Consider the following 19095-nt stretch of genomic DNA (forward strand, 5'->3'; position numbering starts at 1 on the left):
TTGTGCCGGTACCCCGAGTCCGCCGATCCCCGTTGCGCACGGCCGCCCTCCTGCTGATCCTGCTCGCCTCCGTCTCCGGCCTCGCCGCTCCCACCGCGCAGGCGGCCGCTCTCGCGATCACGGCGCCCGCCTCGGGCGCAGTGCTGACCACGGGCAGCACCACCGTCACCGGTACGGCGACCGCGGGCAATCAGGTGCAGATCGGCCTCCGGGGCGGCGGCGACCCGCTGTGCATCACCACCGCAGGCTCCGACGGCACATGGAGCTGCACCGTGACCCTGAAGGACGGGCCGGCGACCCTCGTCGCGGTCGAGCTCCTGGCCGGTGGTGGAACCACCTCGGCCTCCGTCCCGATCGCTGTCCTCAGCGCCCCGGTTATCGAGTCGGTCGACGGCTCGGCAACCTCTGCGGGCTCTGTCCGTGGCACGGCGTACCCCGGCGCGAAAGTCGCGGCCGTCTCGAACGGCGGCGCCGCATGCCTGGCCACCGCCGACTCCAGCGGCGCATGGTTCTGCCAGCTCGCCCCCACCCCCGCGCCGGGCAGTTACCGCGTCACCGCGACGCAGACCGCCTCCTTCGCTGGCAGCGCCGCCTCTCCGGCAAGCGCGCCGGTGACCCTCGTCGTCGACACCGCGGCTCCTGTCGCTCCCACTCTGACCTCGCCGTCCAATGGCACCGTCCTGCCGCTCAGCGGTGCCTCCTACTCCGGGACCGGCGTCGACGGTACCCGCGCGTACGTGTACGTCGACCGGGTGAACACCTGCGACGCAGCGGTCAGCGCAGGCGCGTGGAGATGCACCGGAGGCACTATTACCGCCGGCGCGCACCGCGTCTCGGTCATCGCGGGTGACAAAGCCGGCAACTACAGCCCGCCGAGCCCCTGGATCGACGTGACCTTCGCGGCCACGACGACGACCCCGACGCCGACGCCGACCGCGACGCCACCGGCCACGCCCGGGGCCTCGCCCGCAGCTCCCCCCGCGACCGCCGCTCCCGCGCCTGCTCCCGCGCCCGCGCCCGACAACGCCTCGCCGAACACTGCCCCCACTCCGACACGCCCCGGCGAAGCCGCACCCGCGCCGCAGAGCGAGCCCAGCAACCAGCCCACTCCCGCGCCGGCGCCCGCCCCCGACCAGGGCGACGGGACACCGCCCCGGGCGCCTGCGCCCGAGGTGGAGTCGGCTCCGGGTGGCTGGAGCTCCGCGACCGGAATGACCACCGCGCTGACCGCAGGCTCACCCGTCGTCACGATGGCCGACTGGATGCGCTCGCTTGCCCTCGCGCTGCTCTCGCTCGCGCTGGTCGTCGTGCCGGCCCGGCTCGCCGCCGCCGGACGCGCACCCCGCGCGAGACTCGGCTGGCAGCTCACCGGCCGCAACCGCGCTGCCGTCGAGTACGACGACAAGCCGGACGCCGCTCCGCTCTCGCCGCGTCTGATGGTCGTCGGGATGATCGGCTGCGCGGCCGGGCTCGTCCTGCTCTCGGGCCGGGTCGACGGCCAGCCCGCCTATCTGCGGCTGCTGATCGCCGTCATCGTCGCGGTCGCCGTCGTCAACGCGGTCGCCGGCGCGGTCCCGGCCCTGGTTGGCCGGCGACTCGGGCTGAACGAGGTTGGCGTCGTCGCCGCTCCGCGCTCCCTGCTGCTGGTCGCGGCGGCCGCCCTCGTCTCACGCTTCGCCGGGCTCGACCCCGCGTTCCTCTTCGGAGTGGTGATCGGCCTCGTCCTCCCCGAGGGCGTGTCCGCTGTCGACCGGGCGAAGCTCTCCACTGTCCGCATCGTCTCGCTCCTGGGGCTCGCCGGGATCGCGTGGGGCGCCTCGGCCGTCGTCCCGCCCGATGGGTCCTTCGGCTCCGTGTTGGCAGCTGAGATCCTGAGCGCGACCACGCTGCTCTCGGTCGGCTCGGGCGTCGTGCTGCTGTTCCCGGTTGGGCGACCGGCCGGACGCAGCATCCTGCAGTGGTCGCCGCTGCTCTGGCTCGGTCTGACCCTTCTGGCGACGACCGTGCTGTTCGTGCTCCTCACCCCGACGATCGCGTCCTGGTCGACCGACGGCGGTGCTGGCCCGGTGCTCTTCGCCGTGGTCGCGTTCACCGCGGTGTGCACATCGATCTGGGCCTGGCGGCGCTTCATCGAACCGGAGTAGCCGAGCGGCGCTTCGAGGCGGGCGGCGCGATCAACCGATCGCGACCGGCTGATCCAGATCGTCGTCGGGCAGCACGTCGGCCACGGCACTGACGGTGATGTCGCGGAGAGTAGCGATGCCGCCGTACACGCCGAGGAACGCGGTATCGGCCGCGTCGCGCCCCGTCGCGATCCGGACCAGACTCGACCGCGGCGCGAGCGTCGTCGCATCCACCGCGCGCCACTGCCCGTCGACCCAGGCCTCGGCGACCGCATGGAAGTCCATCGGCTGCAACCCCGGCGCATACACGGCCGCGAGCCGGGCGGGCACGTCGAGCGCCCGCAGGAGCGCGACGACCAGGTGAGCGAAGTCGCGGCAGACTCCGCGGCGCGCGAGCAGCGTCCGCTCAGCACCGTCGGTCGGGAGGCTGGACCCCGGCACGTAGGCCAGCCGGGTGCCGACCCAGGAGCTCACCGCGTGCAGCAGGCCGGGTCCGGCGAGACCGGCGAACTCCGCTCGCGCCGTCGCCCACAGCACGTCCGACTCCGCGTATCGGCTCGGCCGCAGATAGCGCAGCCGATCCACCTCGTCACCCTCCAGTGGAGGGAGACGACCGCTGATCCGCGCGGAGTAGTCGACGATGAGATGCCCGACGGGAGCCTCGAGCACGTGCAACCGCGTTCCGTGCTGGTCGACGACCTCGCGCGCAGCGAGCGGCCGGCCGTCGACGCTCAGCGCCAGCGACTCCTGGGCGCCGTAGGCCTCGGCTACCGCGATCGAGAGGACGAGAGCGGCGGGCGCCGCGACGTCGAGGGTGAGGTGGGCCGAGACGTCGCGCTGCATGGGGGCTCTTCTCCGAGGGCGGGCGGATGGGGTGTCAGGCGCCCTGAGGCGGCGGGGTGGGCGCGGCGTCCGGCTCCTGCATGAGCTGCAGCCCGCCGGAGGAGTTCGCCGAAACGGTCAGCAGGTCGATCCAGGTGCGGTTGATCGAGGGGACGCGGCCGCCGAAGTACGTGAAGTAGAGGGGCACGGAGGGGTCGAGCCAAATGCTCGAACGGCCCTCACCGACCGCGGGGTCGTCGCGCCAGGAGAAGAAGAAGCTTTCGCGGCGGCGCAGTTTGTTGGCGATGACGATCTGGACGTGCGTGAGCGTACGGTCGTCGAACTCGATCTCGACTCCCGAGGCTCCGTAGAGCAGCTTCCCCATAGAGGCCTCCCGTCCGCCCGTCGCCGGGCGGCGCATAACGGTGCCCGCGGGCACGAGAAGCGGGGCTTTTCCTGGCGCCCGCCGTGGACCGGGCGAATCGTGGTCCGGACCCGCGTCCGAACGTGCAACTGCCTGGCGATGACTCTATGCGACGGGGGCGCGGGCGAACGACACTCGGTTTCCGACGGCGTCTTCGGACGACAGCCGTTCTTCGCCGAGGTCGAGGACTCCAGACGGCCCGCCCACGGCCCGCCGGCCGAACTCGACCTCGGTGACGGACACCTCGGGCCGGCGGACGCGCCGGAACGATCCCGGCGCTGTCGGAGGTCGGACGTACGGTACCCGCATGATCGAATGTCTATTCTGCGGAGCCGACGCCACCGTTCTCGACCGTTCCGGCGGCCACGACACCGAGGAGGCGCTCGTTGTGCTCTGCGCCGACTGCACCCCGGATGAGATCACCGCGTCCCTCGAGGCCGCCCTGCTCGAGCCCGCCCGCCGCAGCACTCACGCCCGCGCCGCATGAAGGGGTCACGCACCCGGAGGCGTCACACAGAGTGCCCCCACTGGGACTCGAACCCAGACTGAGACGATTTTAAGTCGTCTGCCTCTGCCGATTGGGCTATGGGGGCGACCACCGGGAGGAGCGATCCTCCCGGCGGCGGTGTCAGGACTTTGCGGGCTCTCCGCCGACCGGCACCGGAGCGCCGACCTGGCCGGGGATCTGCGCCGGAGCCTGCGCGGCCGACACCTCGGCGGCGGGGGCCGCCGGGCGCGGACGCGACGCGTAGGTCTCGAAGGAGCCGCGAGGGTACTCCCGGGCCTCGATCGAGGCGATGTCGCGGCCCAGCCAGAGGTTGTTCCACCAGCCCCAGACCACGCGGAACTTGCGCTCCCAGGAGGGCATCGCGAGGCCGTGGTAGCCGCGGTGCATGACCCAGGCGGGGAAGCCCTTGATCGCGATCTTGCCGGACTGGAAGACGCCGATCCCGATGCCCAGGCCCGCGACGGCTCCCGCGTTCTTGTGGATGTAGTCGACCGGCTCCTCGCCGCGGAGCACCGCGGTGATGTTCTTCGCCATGAGCTTGCCCTGGCGGACGGCGTGCTGCGCGTTGGGCACGCAGAAGCCGCCGACGCCGCCGCCGGTGAGGTCGGGGACGGCTGTCGCGTCGCCGGCTCCCCAGGCACCCTCGACGAGCACGTCGTCGTGACCGACGCGGAGGTCGGCGCGCACGCGGAGGCGGCCGCGCTCCTCGATCGGCAGGTCGGAGTTCTTGATCGACGGGTTCGCCATCACGCCCGCGGTCCAGATGATCAGGTCCGACTCGAAGCTCTCGCCGGTCGAGAGCTGGATGACGCCGTTCTCGGCCGACTTCAGCTGCGTGTCCAGGTGCACCGTAGCACCGCGCTCGTCGAGGTTCTTCAGCACCCAGTGGCTGGTCTCGAGGGCGACCTCGGGCATGATCCGTCCCATCGCCTCGATGAGGTGGAACTGGGTCTCCTCGAAGTCGATCTCGGGGTAGCGCTTGAGCAGCGCACTCGCGAAGGAGCGCAGCTCGGCGAAGACCTCGATGCCCGCGAAACCTCCGCCGACGACCGTGACGGTCAGCAGGCGCGAGCGCTCCGGGCCGGCCGGCAGCGACGCGGCCTTATCGAAGTTGGTGAGCATACGATCGCGGATCGCTGTCGCCTCCTCGATCGTCTTCAGTCCGATCGCGGTGTCGGCGACGCCCGGAATCGGGAAGGTGCGCGAGACGGAGCCGGCGGTGACGACGATCTGGTCGTACTCGAACTCGTAGGGCTCGCCGACCGTCGGAGTGATGGTCGCGGTGCGGTTCGCGTGGTCGATCTTCGTCACCTTGGCGGCGAGGATCGCGGTCTTCTTGAGGTGACGGCGCAGAGAGACGATCGCGTGTCGGGGCTCGATGGACCCCGCGGCGACCTCGGGGAGGAAGGGCAGGTACGCCATGTACGGCAGCGGGTCGACGATCGTGACCTCTGCCTCGTGCGGGCGGAGCTGCTTCTCGAGCTTCCACGCGGTGTAGAAGCCGGCGTAGCCGCCTCCGACGATCAGGATTTTGGGCACGGTTGACTCTCCAAGAGGGATGGACAATGCGAACACCCTCACGCAACGCGAAGTGCCCGCTCTCGATGCGGTGGGCAGCACTGACCCCGACGGGGGATCAGCTTAGCGAAGAGCGCGCCGGTGGTGCGCCTCCGCGGCTCCGACAGGAGCGGCTACCTGTCGAGCGGTCTGCAGGAGCAGCGCTCGGGAGACCAGTCAGCGCGGGCCAGGGCCAGGTCGCCGATCGGATTGACGCCGGGCCCGGCCGCGAGGGCGTGCGCCGTGAGGGCATGGAGGCACTTCACCCGCGAGGGCATGCCGCCGGAGGAGATGCCCGCGATCTCGGGTACGGAACCCACGCTCTCGCGGTCGGCCAGGAACGCCCGGTGCGCGGCGGCGTAGGCCTCGCGCAGCTCCTCGTCCTCGGCCAGCATCGCGGTGTATTCGACCATCACCTGCGTCGCCTCGAGCTGCGAGATCGCGGCCGTCGCGGCCGGGTGCGTCAGGTAGTAGAAGGTGGGGAACGGGGTGCCGTCGGACAGGCGCGGGCTCGTGGAGACCACCGTCGGGTCGCCGCAGACGCACCGGGCGCTGATCCCGACCACGTCGCGAGCCGGGCGGCCCAGCTGGGCGGAGACGACCGCGATATCGCGCTCGGACGGAGGATCGAAGGGGGGCGTGGTCACGGGGGCTCCAGAGGACGGACGGCCGGGAGGACGCTCCAGTGTACGCGGGGGCGGGCGGCGGCATCGGGGCTGCAAGCCCCGCGCTACGGAGCCGGGGCCAGCTCGTCGGCGGTCGGCTCGCCCAGGCCCGAGACCGCGATCGAGGAGAGCAGGGAGCCCGCCCAGTCGCTCGGCGTCTCCTGCACAGTGTCGCTCGCGGGCTGCTGCGCCTGCTGGGCGAGCGTCACGTCATCCAGCACGAGGTAGCTGACCTCGCCGGGCATAACGAAGTAGAGCCGCTCGCTGGCCTGGGCGCGGATGAAGGCCGGGTCGGACCAGCGGGTGCGCTGCTCGTCGAGGTTCTGCGCCTGCGTCTTGGCTGCGTCGACCGAGCGCTGCAGCTCGGCGATCTCGGCGCGCTGCTCGACGAAGTTCTTGATGCTCGGAGCGAGCACCACCACCGCGAGGATCATGATCCCCATCACCAGCAGGGTGAAGCCGGAGCCGCGGACGCCGGCGATCCACGCCGACGAGGGCGGAGCGGGCGGCTGCTTCGGGCGCGGAGCCCGCGAAGGCCGCGGAGCCCGCGGAGCGGAGGCGGTGCGCGGCTTCCCCGCCGCCGTCGTCCTGCCTGCCGGGCGCGCCGCTGCGGCGGGATCCGTCCGGGCGGCGGGCGCAGGAGCCGGCCGCCGCGGCGCGCTGCCGGGGGCCGAGGGGCGGCGGGGCTGACGGGCCATGTGCAGGTGCCTCCTCGGTCGGGGGGGAAGTGGAGCGGCCCCGGCGTCCGCACCGAGGTGGGAGGCTCCGGGGCCGCTCCGGCGTGCCGAGACTACGCGGAGAAGCGCGGGAACGCGGAGCGACCCGCGTAGGTCGCCGCGCCTCCCAGGATCTCCTCGATGCGCAGCAGCTGGTTGTACTTCGCGACGCGGTCCGAGCGGGCCGGGGCGCCGGTCTTGATCTGGCCGCCGTCCACCGCGACTGCGAGGTCGGCGATGGTGGTGTCCTCGGTCTCACCGGAGCGGTGCGAGAGGATCGCGGTCATGCCGTTGCGCTGCGCGAGGGCCACGGCGTCGAGCGTCTCGGTGAGCGTGCCGATCTGGTTCACCTTGACCAGGATCGAGTTACCCGCCTTCTCGGCGATGCCGCGGGCCAGACGCACCGGGTTAGTGACGTAGAGGTCATCGCCGACGAGCTGCACCTTGTCGCCGATGGACGCGGTGAGGTGGGTCCAGCCGGCCCAGTCGTCCTCGTCCAGCGGGTCCTCGATCGAGACCAGCGGGTAATTGGCGACGAGGTCGGCGTAGTAGGCGGAGAGCTCCTCGGCCGAGAGCTTCTTGCCCTCGAACGTGTAGGCGCCGTCCTCGTAGAACTCCGAGGAGGCGACGTCGAGCGCGAGTCCGATGTCCTTCCCGGGGGTGAACCCGGCGGCCTCGACGGCCTTGAGGATGAAGTCGAGCGCCTCGCGGTTGGTGGGCAGGTCGGGGGCGAAGCCGCCCTCGTCGCCGAGGCCGGTGGCGAAGCCGGCCTTCTTCAGCTGCGCCTTGAGAGCGTGATAGATCTCGACGCCCCAGCGCAGGCCCTCCGAGAAGGACTCGGCGCCCAGCGGGACGGCCATGAACTCCTGGATATCGACGCCGGTGTCGGCGTGTGCGCCTCCGTTGATGATGTTCATCAGCGGCACGGGCAGGGTGTGCGCATTCGGGCCGCCGACGTAGCGGAACAGGTCGAGATCCGATGACTGCGCGGCGGCCTTGGCCACGGCGAGGCTGACGCCGAGGATCGCGTTCGCACCCAGGCGGGACTTGTTCTCGGTGCCGTCGAGCTCGATCAGCTCGGCGTCGACGAGGCGCTGATCCGTGGCGTCGAAGCCCTCGATGGCCGGGCCGATCTCGTCGATCACGGCGTCGACGGCCTTCTGCACGCCCTTGCCGAGGTAGCGGTCGGAGTCGCCGTCGCGCAGCTCGTACGCCTCGAACGCACCGGTGGAGGCGCCGGACGGGACGGCCGCTCGCGAGGACGCGCCGTCCTCGAGCAGGACCTCGACCTCGACCGTGGGATTGCCACGGGAGTCCAGAATTTCTCGGGCGACGACTGCCTCGATAAGGGCCACAACTATCTCCTCTTGACGGGTGGGCTCCCGGAGACGGGAGCGGTCGGAAAGGAGTCTACTGACCGCCTTCGAACCGCAGGAGACCGGTGCCGGTCATAGACTCCCAGGGCCCGATCGCCGGACGGCCCGGGCGCACCCGCCGACCCGGAGGTTCCCTGTGACCACGACCGCCGCCGACCACGTCGACCGTCTCACCGCCGTCGTCCCGGACTTCCCCAGCCCGGGCATCCTGTTCCGCGACCTGACCCCGGTCTTCGGCGACGGAGAGGCTCTGCGGTCCGTGGCCGATGCGCTGATCGCGCCCTACCGGGGCCGGATCGACGCGATCGCCGGAGTGGAGGCGCGCGGCTTCCTCCTCGCCGCGGCGGCCGCCTACTCCGCGGGGCTCGGCGTCGTGACCATCCGCAAGCCCGGCAAGCTGCCGCGTGCGGTGCTGCGGGAGCAGGCGACGCTCGAGTACGGCGAGACGGTGCTCGAAGTGCACGAGGACGCGGCGCCCCGGGGCTCGCGCCTGCTGCTCGTCGATGACGTGCTGGCCACCGGAGGCACGCTCGACGCGAGCCGCCGCCTGATCGAGCGTGCCGGCTGGAGCCTCGAGGGGATCGCGGTGGTGATGGAGCTCGACGGGCTCGGCGGCCGCGAGGTGCTGGCCGGCCACCGCATCGACGCGATCGTCACCGTCTGACCCGACCCCGTCCCTCCGCTCCCCCTCCCCCTCAGTTCAGGGCGAGGGACATCCGGGAGAGGACGAAGCTCTCGAGCACCTGCACGATCATGTAGAGCACGAGCGAGACGCCGGTCACGAGCACGACCGCCGACCAGACGTCCGCGAAGCGGGCCTGCGCCGACCAGGCGTTGATCGCCCCGCCGATGCCCGAGCCGGTCGAGAGCCACTCGGCCAGGAGCGCCCCGGTGATCGCGCCGGGCACCGAGATGCGGATCGCGGCGAAGAGTGAGGGCAGCGAGCCGGGGATCGCGACCTTGCGGATCGCGGTGAGGGTGCTGCCGCCGTAGACCGCGACCACGTCGAGCATCTGCGGTGAGGCGTTGTTCAGGCCGAAGGCGATGGTCACCAGCGCGGGGAACAGCACGACGATGCCACCGATGACGGCCACGGAGGCGAGGGAGCCGGTCCCGAAGACCAGGATGATCAAGGGCGCCATCGCGATCAGCGGCACCGAGCGCAGCAGCATCGCGAACGGCATCAGTGCGTGCTCGATGCCCTTGGACAGGCGGAACAGGATCGCGCCGAGGATCGCCACGACCAGGCCCGCGGTGAAGCCGATCAGCGCGTCTCCCATCGTGACAGCGAAGAGGCCGCCGAGCTCGGCGCGGTGCTCGGCCGCCTTCGCGTCGGTGACCACGTGCTTCCAGACGTCCCACGGGCCCTTCACCACATAGGGCGAGACCCCACTGAAGAGGACAACGGCGATCCAGATCGCGAGCACGATCACAAGCGTCGACAGGGCCACCAGCAGGCTTCTGCGCAGGCGCTTCAGCGTCGCGCCGAGGGCGGCCGCGCGCAGCTGCCGCCGCAACTCGTCGACCGCGAGGATCGACGCCGCCGTGGGCTGCTCGGTGCGGTCGGGGACGGTGGTGGTCATGGTCATGCCCGCTTTCCGGAGGACCAGGGCGCGACGAGGCGCCCGATCCCGCCGACGATGCCGTAGCCCAGGAGCGCGACGCCCGCGCAGAGGAGGAAGAGCGCCCAGACGCGCGGCGAGTTCAGCGAGACCTGCGCCGCGACCAGGATCGGACCCACGCCCGTCTCGATCTTGCCGAAGTACTCGCCGAGGATCGCACCGAGGAAGGCCGCAGGCACCGCGATCTGCAGCGCCGACAGAATGGCGGGCAGGGCCGCGATCAGGCGGACCTTGCGCAGCTGGGTGAAGCGCGAGCCTCCGTAGACCGTGACGACGTCCAGCGCCGCCCTGTCGGCCGCCTTGAGACCGAGCAAGCTGCCGACGACCGTGGTGAAGAACACGGAGAGACCGGCCAGGAAGATCGCGGTCGGGCTGGCCTTGCCGGGAGCGTCCGCCCCGCCGAGGATCAGCAGCACGATCGCGCCGATGGCCACGATCGGCACGCAGTAGGTGATGACCGCGAGCTGCGAGACGACCCCCTCCAGCCAGGGCAGGACCAGGACGAGCGCCGAGAGCACGAGCGCGATCAGGTTGCCCCAGACGTAGCCGACGGCGGCCTCGCCGATCGTGACAGAGAAGTTGCGCCAGTAGAAGCCGGCGCCGTCCTCGATCGCGGTCTGCACGACCTGCACAGGAGTGGGCACGGGCGCGTAGGTCGCGGTGCCGGTGGGCGCGGTGACGAGCGCCACGATCCACCAGACGGCGACGATTACAGCCACGCCGATCAGCCCGGTGAGCCACGGAGGGAGGGACAGAGTGCGCCGCGAGGCGGCGGGGAGCATGGTGGCCACGGTGGTCCTACTGGTCGTCCGCGGCCGCGCCGCCGTCGCCGAACAGCAGCTCCGACGCCTGGTCCACGTAGGCGTGGAACTCGGGGGTGCGCTGCATCTCTGGCGTGCGCGGGCGGGGCAGGTCGATGTCGATGATCTCCTTCACCCGGCCGGGGCGAGGGCTCATCACGGCGACGCGGTCGGAGAGGAAGATCGCCTCCGAGATGCCGTGCGTGACGAGGAGCGTCGTCGCCGGCTTCTCGGTCCAGATCCGCAGCAGCTCGAGGTTGAGCTTTTGCCGCGTCATGTCGTCGAGCGCGCCGAACGGCTCGTCGAGCAGCAGGACCTCGGGCTTGAGGATGAGGCAGCGCGCGATCGACACGCGCTGGCGCATGCCTCCCGAGAGCTGAGCAGGCTTGGCCTTCTCGAAGCCGCGCAGACCCACGAGGTCAATGAGTTCGTCGATGTACGCCTGATCGACCGGCTTACCCGCGATCTCGAACGGCAGCCGGATGTTCGCCGTCACGCTGCGCCACGGCAGGAGCGCGTGGTCCTGGAAGGCGATACCCAGCTTGTTGGCGCGGCGCAACTCCTGCGGGGTGCGGCCATCGACCCGGATGGAACCGGACGTCGGCTCCTCCAAACCCGCCAGGATGCGCAGGATCGTCGACTTGCCACAGCCCGAGGGGCCCAGGAGGGCGAGGAAGCTGCCCTGGTCGGTGTGCAGATCCGTGTCCTGCAGCGCCGCGACGCTGCGCGAGCCCATCCGGAACGTCTTCGACAGGCCGCGGATCTGGATGCCGGTGCCGCCGATACCCTGATCGCGCAGGGTGCCGGTGTCGGTCGTGTCGGTCACGAGTGGTGCCCTTCGGGGATCAGGGTCACGCTGCATACTTCAGCAGGTCGGGGTTCGCCTCGTAGACCTCGGCGAGGAGGGTCAGGTCGAAGAGAGCCTCGGCCGTGACGTCGATCCCGGCACCCGCCAGGGACGCGATGGTCTCGGACTGGAGCGTCTCGGAGATGGTGAACAGGCCGTTCGAGGCCGTCTCGTCCGAGACGACCAGCTGCTGTGCCTGAATGGTGGCGCCCTTCTTGGAGGACTCCGCCGTGAGGCCGAGGTCCTTGCCGTAGGTGTCGACGGCGAGCATCGCGCCCGCCTCCGGGTCGTTCACCGCGTCGGTCCACCCTTTGATCTCGGCGACAAGAAACGCCTTGAGAGCATTGCGCTTCTCGGCAATCGCCTGCTCCGACACCGAGAAGGTCTCGGCGACGAAGGGGAGGCCGTTGTCGGCGAAGGGCAGGTTGACGACCTCGTAGCCCTCGGCCGCGACGGTGATCGCTTCGTTGGTCAGGTAGGCGATGAAGCCGTCGACCGTGCCGTTGATGAGGACCGAGGGGTCGTACTCGACGGGGACGACCGTGAGGTCGGACTCGGCGAGGCCGTTCGCGGCGAGCAACGCCTGGAACAGCGAGGTGTTCGAGGCCTGCACGCCGATCTTCTTCCCGGCCAGATCGGCCGGAGTGGCGATGTTGCCGGCAGTCGTGATCGAGAGGACCGTGAAGGGATTCTTCTGATACGTCGCGCCGATGATCTTCAGCGGTGCCTCCTGCTGCGCGATCGCGGTGCCGATCGAGACCGCGTCGCTCAGCGCGACGTCGGCTCGGCCCGAGAGCAGTTCGGCGACGCCGGTCGAGGGACCGGGCGTGAGCGTCACTCCCGAGAGGCCGGCCTCGGTGAAGTAGCCCTTCGAGTCGGCGAAGAATTCGCCCGCGAACTCCTCGTTCTTGATCCAGGACAGCTGGACCTTGAGGGTGCCGAGATCGCCTCCGGTGGCGGCCGAAGCACCGGAAGCGTCGGAAGCGCAGGACGCGAGGACGGACGCACCGCTGATCGCGAGGCCGGCGACGCCCGCCATCCGGAGGACGCTGCGACGGTCGACAGGGCGGTGGGAGCGGAGGGGCGACAGGGTCAAGGGGACTCCTCGGGTGGGGATCGTCAGGGCTGCTGCGGTGCGGTGCGCGGGATCGCTGCGGGGTGCCGGTGCAGGCGCGCCAAGCCGCGCCGATCGGGTGCCTCGACGCTATCCTCGGGAGATTTCTCAGGTGTATCCGCAGATTTCGCGGGTATTAAGGCTCTCACGAATCGGACAACGATCCGACCATTCCGGGCGCACGCGCCAGCAGATCCTCCGAGGCGCGTCCTCGCTCAGCCGAGGTGCTTGAAGGAGAGGTCGGCGGCGGATGCGGCGTCCCGCGGGACGACGGCGAAGCGGGTGAAGCCCGCGGCAGCGGCCCGGTCGAGCAGCGGAGTCAGATTCTTGGCTCGGCGTTCGAGGCGCACACGTGAGCCCTGGGCGATCAGCTCCTGCTTGAGCGCGAGCAGCAGCTCAGGCGCGGCGTCGCGCTCGTGCACCAAGACGACGGCGTCAACGCGCTCGGACTCGGTCCCGCCGATCAGCTCGACGATCCGCTCGAAACCGATCGAGAAGCCGCACGCCGGCACCTCCTGCCCGAGGAAACGGCCGATCATCCCGTCGTATCGCCCGCCGCCGCCCACGGAGGAACCCGAGGACGGGTGCGCGATCTCGAAGATCGTGCCCGTGTAGTAGCCCATCCCGCGCACGAGGGTCGGATCGAAGCGGAGCGAGACGCCGGAGGGCAGCGAACGCAGTGACCGAGCCAGCGTCTCGAGCGCGAGCACCGCCTCCGGATCGATGCCCTCGGGCAGAACGTCGAGGATCGCGGACTGCTCGAGCGCCACTCCCCCGGAGGCGACCGCCTCCTCGATCCGCGCGAGGTAGCCGCCGAGCACTGCGGCGGCGTCGGGGCCGTCGGCCTCGAGCTCGGCGACGACTCCCGAGGCGCCGATCTTGTCGAGCTTGTCGATCGAGATCAACGCCGGACCGAAGCGCTCGGGAGCGAAACCACAGTGCTCCAGGATGCCGGTGAGGATGCGGCGGTCGTTGATCCGGATGGTGCACTCGCGCAGGCCCAGGGCGTCCAGCGCCGCCGCGGTCGCGGTGATCAGTTCGACTTCGGCCAGCTGCCCGGGCTCGCCGATGATGTCGATATCGCACTGGACGAACTGGCGGTAGCGGCCCTTCTGCGGACGCTCGGCCCGCCAGACCGGGGCGATCTGGACCGAGCGGAAGACGGTCGGCAGCTCGGCGCGGTGCGAGGCGTAGAAGCGGGCGAGCGGCACGGTGAGGTCGAAGCGCAGGCCGAGGTCGGCGAGGGCAGAAGCGTCGTCGGCGGCCGCGAGGTCGTCGCGGGTGAGCCCCCGGCGCAGCACGCTGAAGGCGAGCTTCTCGTTGTCGCCGCCGAGTCCGGAGTGCAGGCGGTCGAAGTCCTCGACCACGGGCGTCTCGATCTCATCGAACCCGTGGGCGGCGTACACGCGGCGGATGATGCCGAGCGCGTGCTCGCGCTTCGCTTTGTCTGCCGGGAGGAAGTCGCGCATGCCGCGGGGCGGGGTGATCGGGGAGGCCATGACGGCGATTCTCCCAGATCGGCCGGGGTGGGCCGGGGTGGGCCGACGACACAACGTCAGCTGAGAGTAGGTCTCATCCACCATCGTGGATGAGGTGCCCTCTCAGCTGACGTTGCGTCGCGTCACTCCCCGCGACGCTCCTGCTCGACCGCGCGGATCTCGTCCTGCAGGTCGCGAGTGGCCGTGCGGAGCGCGCGTTCCGCGTCGAGTCCCCGCGCTCGGGCGGAGGCGACAATGGCGAGCAAGAGCGGGCCGAGGTCGTCCTCCGATTCGATGGGCAGCGGGCCCTGGCCGGCGTCCACGACACCGAGGCTGGTCGCCTTGCCGATCACCTTGTCGGCGAGCGCGAGGGCGGGCATCCCCTGCGGGATCCCGTCGAGCACGCTGGTGCGGTGCGGCTTCTCTGTGCGCTTGAGGTCGTCCCAGACGGCGATCACGTCGTCGGCGGTCTCGGCCGTGGCGTCACCGAAGACGTGCGGGTGGCGACCGATCATCTTGGCATTCATCTGCGCCGCGACGTCCTCGATGGTGAAGGGCTCGGCGCTCTCGGCGGCGAGATCGGCGTGAAAGAGCACCTGGTAGAGCACGTCGCCGAGCTCCTCGATCAGATCGGCCCGGTCCCCCGCCTCGATGGCATCGACGAGTTCGTGCGACTCCTCGATCAGGTAGCGCACGAGGGACTCATGGGTCTGCTCGGCGTCCCACGGGCAACCGCCCGGGGCGCGGAGAACATGGACGGTGCGGATGAGCTCATCGAGCCGGGGGTGCGCGGTCACCCGGCCATCCTCGCATCCACTCCGGCCGCTCGGCCTCCGTGGCCGTCTCGTCGGGGGAGCAGTCCGGACGCGAGGCCCCTCAGGCGCGCGCCAGGCACCGCCGCGCGACGAGGAGGCAGCCTGCGGCGACGAGCGGCACCGCGCCAAGGAGTGCGGGCGACGCCGCGACGGCCGCCGCGGTTGAGGCGCTGACCAGCGCGCCGGGCAGGTTCCAGAGCACCACCACGGCTCCTGCACCGTCGCCGATCGGGAGCGGCACTGGGCCGAGCAGCGTCGGCGGCAAGCGTGGTCTTCCCGGTGCCGTTGCGGCCGGTGACAGCGACGCGCTCCCCCGCTTCCGCCGTGAGCGAGCAGGGAGCGAAGAGTTCGACACCTGACGCGCGCACCGCGACTGCCCGGACGGCGACCAGCGGGCCGGCGAGCGGCTTCGGCTCTCGGGGGCGGCGGGCAGCGGCATGCCCTCCATCCTGCCAGCGGCCGTTCCCGCCGCGGAGCCGCTCATGACGGCGGAACCGCGAGCGGCGCACATCGGCGGAACGCCGCCGGGGCCCGCTCAGACGGAGACCGGCTCCGGGAACAGCGCGTCCAGGAGCGACGCCACCCACTGGATCAGCGCCCGGTCGCCCAGCGGGACGCCGTCGAGCACGGGCATCGGCACCACGACGGCATCGGCCTGCTGCAGGTACTTCGCACTCGGGTACATCCGGCGCAGGCGCACCTGGATCGAGTCGGGCAGGTGCGCGGGAGCGACGCGCACGTTCGAGCCCATCGCGACCACGTCGCTGAGCCCCGCCCTCTGCGCGCGCATCCGGAGCCGGGATACCAGGATGAGGTTCTCCACTGCCTCCGGCAGCTCGCCGTAGCGGTCGGTCAGCTCCTCGACGACCAGGTCGATGCTGCCCTCCTTCGCGGTCAGCGAGGAGGCGGCCGAGAGCTTCTGGTATGCCTCCAGCCGCAGCCGCTCGCTGTCGACGTACTCCTCCGGGATCCGCGCGTCGACGGGAAGTTCGAGCCGCAGCTCCGTCTGACCCTCGGCGACCTCGCCACGGAAGGTGTCGACGGCCTCGCCGATCATCCGCAGGTACAGGTCGAACCCCACACCCTGGATGTGCCCGGACTGCTCCCCGCCGAGCAGGTTGCCCGCGCCGCGGATCTCGAGATCCTTCAGCGCGATCTGCATGCCGCCGCCGAGGTCGGAGTTGGCAGCGAGCGTCTGCAGTCGGTCGTGCGCCGTCTCGCTCAGCGGCTTCATCTCGTCGTAGAGGAGGTAGGCGTAGGCGCGCTCGCGGCCACGGCCCACCCGTCCGCGCAACTGGTGCAGCTGAGAGAGTCCGTATTTGTCGGCGCGGTCGACGATCAGCGTGTTCGCGTTCGGGATGTCGAGGCCGGTCTCGACAATGGTCGTCGAGACGAGCACGTCGAACTTGCGCTCCCAGAAGTCGACGATGATCCGCTCGAGCTGGGCTTCGCTGAGCTTGCCGTGGGCGACGGCGATGCGCGCCTCCGGCACCAGTTCGGCGATCTGGGAGGCAGCACGGTTGATCGTCGAGACCCGGTTGTGCACGAAGAACACCTGGCCCTCGCGCAGCAGTTCACGGCGGATGGCGGCCGAGATCTGCTTCTCGGAGTAAGGGCCGACGAAAGTCAGAATGGGATGGCGCTCCTCCGGCGGAGTAGCGAGAGTGGACATTTCGCGAATACCGGTCACCGCCATCTCGAGCGTGCGCGGGATGGGCGTGGCGCTCATCGAGAGGATGTCGACGTTCTTCTTCAGCGCCTTCAGCTTGTCCTTGTGCTCCACGCCGAAGCGCTGTTCCTCGTCGATCACGAGCAGGCCCAAGTCCTTGAAGGCGATGCTGTCGCTGAGGAGCCGGTGGGTCGCGATGACCATGTCGACGGTGCCATCCGCGAGGCCGTCGATCGTCTCCTTCGACTCCTTCGCGCTCTGGAACCGGCTGAGCGCCCGCAGGTGCACGGGGAAGCCGGCGAAGCGCTCCTGGAACGTCTCGAGGTGCTGGCGCACGAGCAGCGTGGTCGGCACGAGCATCGCGACCTGCTTGCCGTCCTGGATGGCCTTGAACGCGGCGCGTACAGCGACCTCGGTCTTGCCGAAGCCGACGTCGCCCGAAAGCAGACGGTCCATCGGGATCGGCCGCTCCATGTCGGCCTTGACCTCGTCGATCACCGTGAGTTGATCGGGGGTCTCGGCGAACGGGAACGCCTCCTCCAGCTCGCGCTGCCACGGGGTGTCCGGCGGGAAGGCGTGCCCGCGGGAGGCCATCCGGGCGGAGTAGAGCTTCACCAGCTCGACCGCGATGTCGCGGACCGCTCGCCGTGCCTTGCTCTTGGCCTGCGCCCAGTCGCTCCCGCCCATCTTGCTCAGCGCCGGAGCCTCGCCGCCGACGTAACGGGAGAGCAGGTCGAGCTGGTCAGTGGGGACGAGCAGCTTGTCGCCCGGGAAGCCGCGCTTGCTGGGCGCGTACTCGAGCACCAGGTACTCGCGGCGAGTCTTCACCGCGTTGCGGCCTCCGCTGGAGACCTCGCGCTGCGAGAGCTCGACGAAGCGGCCGATGCCGTGTGTGGCGTGCACCACATGGTCGCCGGGGCTGAGCTGAAGCGGATCGACAACGTTCTTGCGGCGCGACGCGAGCTTCTTGACCGCGCGGGAGTCGTAGCCGACGGAGCGACCGTAGAACTCGGTGTCGGTGAGCAGGGCGAGCTTCGCCTCCGCCACCTCGAAGCCGTGATCGACGGAGGCCTGCACCACGTAGGCGAGGCCGGTCTCGAGCCCGGCGGGCAGGTCGGCGACGATGCGGGCGGCGACCTCGTGCTCGGCGAGGACCTGGTCGGTGCGCTCGACCGTGCCGGTGCCGGGGGCGGTCAGGACGACGGTCCAGCCGTCGGCGAGGCGCGCGCGGACATGCGCGAGGGCACCCTCGACACTCGCACCGAAACCGGGGACCGGCTCGCCCTCGACGCGGACGGCGAGGATCTCGTCAATGCCGAGTTCCTCCGGCAGCACCTCGGCCTCACCCGCGGCGGGGCCCTGGCGGAACGTGCTCATCGTCCACCACGGGTGATCGGGAGCATCGGCGCCCGGAGTGCTCAGTGCGACGGAGTCGCGCAGCGCGCCGAGCGAGATGAATTCGCCGGAGGCGAGGTCGATCGGAGCCTCGGCGCCGGCGGTCGCCGCACTCCACGCCGCCTGCAGGAACTCGCGGTTCGTCTCGGCGAGGCTGATCGCCCGCGTCGCGACGCGCTCGGGGGCGAGAACGGCGACGGCCGCGCCGTCGGGGAGGTAGTGCGAGATCGGGACCAGTCGCTCCAGCAGCGCGGGGGCCAACGACTCCATGCCCTCGACCGGGATGCCCTCGGCGATCTTCGCGAGCATCGCGGACAGGCTGGGGAACTCGTGCAGCATCTCGCGGGCCCGCTGCCGCACCGCCGGCACGAGCAGCAGCTCGCGGCTCGGCGGCAAAAGAACGGAGTCGATCTCGCCCGGGAGCGAGCGCTGATCGGCCACGGAGAAGGCGCGGATGGAGTCGACCTCGTCGCCGAAGAAGTCCACCCGGCTCGGGTGCTCCGCCACCGCCGGGAAGACGTCGAGGATGCCGCCGCGCACCGCGAACTCGCCGCGGCGGGTGACCATGTCGACGCGCGCGTAGGCCAGATCGACCAGCTCGGCCGAGATGCGGCCCAGGTCGTAGCCGCGCGTCCCCTTCACGAGCCGGATGGGCTCGATGTCGGCGAGGTTGTCCGCGACCGGCTGCAGCGCCGCACGCACCGAGGCGACGACCACGAGCGGCCGCTCCCCCGACCACTGCTTCATCCGCCGCAGCGCGTCGAGCCGCCGCCCGACGATCTCGGCGCTCGGGCTCAGACGTTCGTGCGGCAGCGTCTCCCACGCGGGGAACTCGACGACGTCCGCGTCCGGCAGCACGCAGCCGAGCGAGGCGCGCACGTTCTCGGAGTCGCGCCCCGTGGCCGTGACCACCAGCGCAGCCTGCGGACGCCCCGCCTCCGCCCGCCGCTGGATCAACCCCGCGAGCAGAGGGACCCGAAGGCCGTCCGGCACCGAGAAATCAGCGTCCCGCACCGCGTACGCCAGAGCATCGTCGAACGTGGAGGCGCGCGACAGCGCCGAGATGATCTCGTTGAGGGCCACGATCCCAGTTTACGGCCGCCCCGCCGGCCCGCCCGCCCGCCCGCCGAGGGAACCCCGGACCGTCGAGGGAACCCGGAGTTC

18 protein-coding genes and 1 tRNA gene are annotated in these 19095 nt (G+C 70.9%); 4 read left to right on the forward strand and 15 right to left on the reverse strand.

Going from position 1 to position 19095, the window contains the following annotated elements; genetic code table 11:
* Positions 1-2 precede the first annotated feature (2 nt).
* Positions 3-2144, forward strand: a complete 2142-nt coding sequence (locus C5D07_RS13690) for a hypothetical protein (RefSeq protein WP_146076745.1) — start codon at positions 3-5, stop codon at positions 2142-2144.
* 30 nt (positions 2145-2174) lie between these two features.
* Here the strand turns inward: C5D07_RS13690 and C5D07_RS13695 are convergent, their stop codons facing one another.
* Together C5D07_RS13695 and C5D07_RS13700 are read right to left on the reverse strand one after the other, a co-directional pair.
* Positions 2175-2966, reverse strand: a complete 792-nt coding sequence (locus tag C5D07_RS13695) for a transglutaminase-like domain-containing protein (protein ID WP_104259571.1) — start codon at positions 2964-2966, stop codon at positions 2175-2177.
* 34 nt (positions 2967-3000) lie between these two features.
* Positions 3001-3330: a DUF7882 family protein gene (locus C5D07_RS13700; protein WP_068251976.1), complete on the reverse strand. Its 330-nt coding sequence runs from the start codon at positions 3328-3330 to the stop codon at positions 3001-3003.
* A gap of 346 nt (positions 3331-3676) precedes the next feature.
* Between C5D07_RS13700 and C5D07_RS13705 the strand changes: the two genes are divergently transcribed.
* A complete protein-coding gene (locus tag C5D07_RS13705) occupies positions 3677-3856 on the forward strand; it encodes a hypothetical protein (protein WP_146076744.1) in 180 nt (59 codons plus the stop codon).
* Between the two features lie 32 nt (positions 3857-3888).
* On the opposite strand, the gene C5D07_RS13710 is transcribed toward C5D07_RS13705, so the two are convergent.
* The 4 genes from C5D07_RS13710 to C5D07_RS15825 form a co-directional block, all read right to left on the reverse strand.
* Positions 3889-3962, reverse strand: a tRNA-Leu gene (locus tag C5D07_RS13710).
* A gap of 35 nt (positions 3963-3997) precedes the next feature.
* Positions 3998-5416 (reverse strand): NAD(P)/FAD-dependent oxidoreductase, encoded by a 1419-nt coding sequence (locus C5D07_RS13715; protein WP_068251969.1) that lies wholly within the window; start codon positions 5414-5416, stop codon positions 3998-4000.
* A gap of 152 nt (positions 5417-5568) precedes the next feature.
* Positions 5569-6081 carry a DUF501 domain-containing protein gene (locus tag C5D07_RS13720; RefSeq protein WP_068251966.1) on the reverse strand — a complete coding sequence of 171 codons (513 nt, stop codon included), beginning with the start codon at positions 6079-6081 and terminating at the stop codon, positions 5569-5571.
* An 83-nt stretch (positions 6082-6164) separates the two neighbouring features.
* A complete protein-coding gene (locus C5D07_RS15825) occupies positions 6165-6542 on the reverse strand; it encodes an FtsB family cell division protein (protein WP_068257011.1) in 378 nt (125 codons plus the stop codon).
* Between C5D07_RS15825 and C5D07_RS15830 the strand changes: the two genes are divergently transcribed.
* On the forward strand, positions 6532-6789 hold the full coding sequence (locus C5D07_RS15830; RefSeq protein WP_167542343.1) for a hypothetical protein: 258 nt from the start codon (positions 6532-6534) through the stop codon (positions 6787-6789). The genes C5D07_RS15825 and C5D07_RS15830 overlap by 11 nt on opposite strands.
* 100 nt (positions 6790-6889) lie before the next feature.
* Here C5D07_RS15830 and eno read toward each other — a convergent pair whose 3' ends face one another.
* Entirely contained in the window at positions 6890-8170 is a 1281-nt protein-coding gene (gene eno, locus C5D07_RS13730; RefSeq protein ID WP_068251959.1) for a phosphopyruvate hydratase, read from the reverse strand.
* Positions 8171-8327: 157 nt separating this feature from the next.
* On the opposite strand from eno, the gene C5D07_RS13735 reads away from it, so the two are divergent.
* Positions 8328-8855, forward strand: coding sequence for an adenine phosphoribosyltransferase (locus C5D07_RS13735; protein WP_068251956.1), 528 nt, complete (start codon positions 8328-8330; stop codon positions 8853-8855).
* Positions 8856-8886: 31 nt separating this feature from the next.
* Here the strand turns inward: C5D07_RS13735 and C5D07_RS13740 are convergent, their stop codons facing one another.
* The 8 genes from C5D07_RS13740 to mfd form a co-directional block, all read right to left on the reverse strand.
* Positions 8887-9774, reverse strand: coding sequence for an ABC transporter permease (locus C5D07_RS13740; RefSeq protein WP_211286383.1), 888 nt, complete (start codon positions 9772-9774; stop codon positions 8887-8889).
* A gap of 2 nt (positions 9775-9776) precedes the next feature.
* Positions 9777-10595, reverse strand: coding sequence for an ABC transporter permease (locus tag C5D07_RS13745; RefSeq protein WP_068257008.1), 819 nt, complete (start codon positions 10593-10595; stop codon positions 9777-9779).
* A 16-nt stretch (positions 10596-10611) separates the two neighbouring features.
* A complete protein-coding gene (locus tag C5D07_RS13750) occupies positions 10612-11349 on the reverse strand; it encodes an ABC transporter ATP-binding protein (RefSeq protein WP_104271505.1) in 738 nt (245 codons plus the stop codon).
* Positions 11350-11464: 115 nt separating this feature from the next.
* Positions 11465-12556 carry an ABC transporter substrate-binding protein gene (locus C5D07_RS13755; RefSeq protein ID WP_208855047.1) on the reverse strand — a complete coding sequence of 364 codons (1092 nt, stop codon included), beginning with the start codon at positions 12554-12556 and terminating at the stop codon, positions 11465-11467.
* 233 nt (positions 12557-12789) lie between these two features.
* Complete coding sequence (hisS, locus tag C5D07_RS13760) at positions 12790-14073, reverse strand: histidine--tRNA ligase (protein WP_068251950.1); 1284 nt, start codon at positions 14071-14073, stop codon at positions 12790-12792.
* Between the two features lie 122 nt (positions 14074-14195).
* Positions 14196-14849 carry a nucleoside triphosphate pyrophosphohydrolase gene (locus C5D07_RS13765; protein WP_068251948.1) on the reverse strand — a complete coding sequence of 218 codons (654 nt, stop codon included), beginning with the start codon at positions 14847-14849 and terminating at the stop codon, positions 14196-14198.
* Between the two features lie 79 nt (positions 14850-14928).
* Positions 14929-15132, reverse strand: coding sequence for a hypothetical protein (locus C5D07_RS13770; protein ID WP_146076725.1), 204 nt, complete (start codon positions 15130-15132; stop codon positions 14929-14931).
* Positions 15133-15402: 270 nt separating this feature from the next.
* Positions 15403-19014 carry a transcription-repair coupling factor gene (gene mfd, locus C5D07_RS13775; RefSeq protein WP_068251944.1) on the reverse strand — a complete coding sequence of 1204 codons (3612 nt, stop codon included), beginning with the start codon at positions 19012-19014 and terminating at the stop codon, positions 15403-15405.
* Between the last annotated feature and the right edge of the window lie 81 nt (positions 19015-19095).

Origin of the sequence: Rathayibacter tritici (assembly GCF_002932875.1) — a bacterium.
Taxonomy (GTDB): Bacteria; Actinomycetota; Actinomycetes; order Actinomycetales; family Microbacteriaceae; genus Rathayibacter; species Rathayibacter tritici.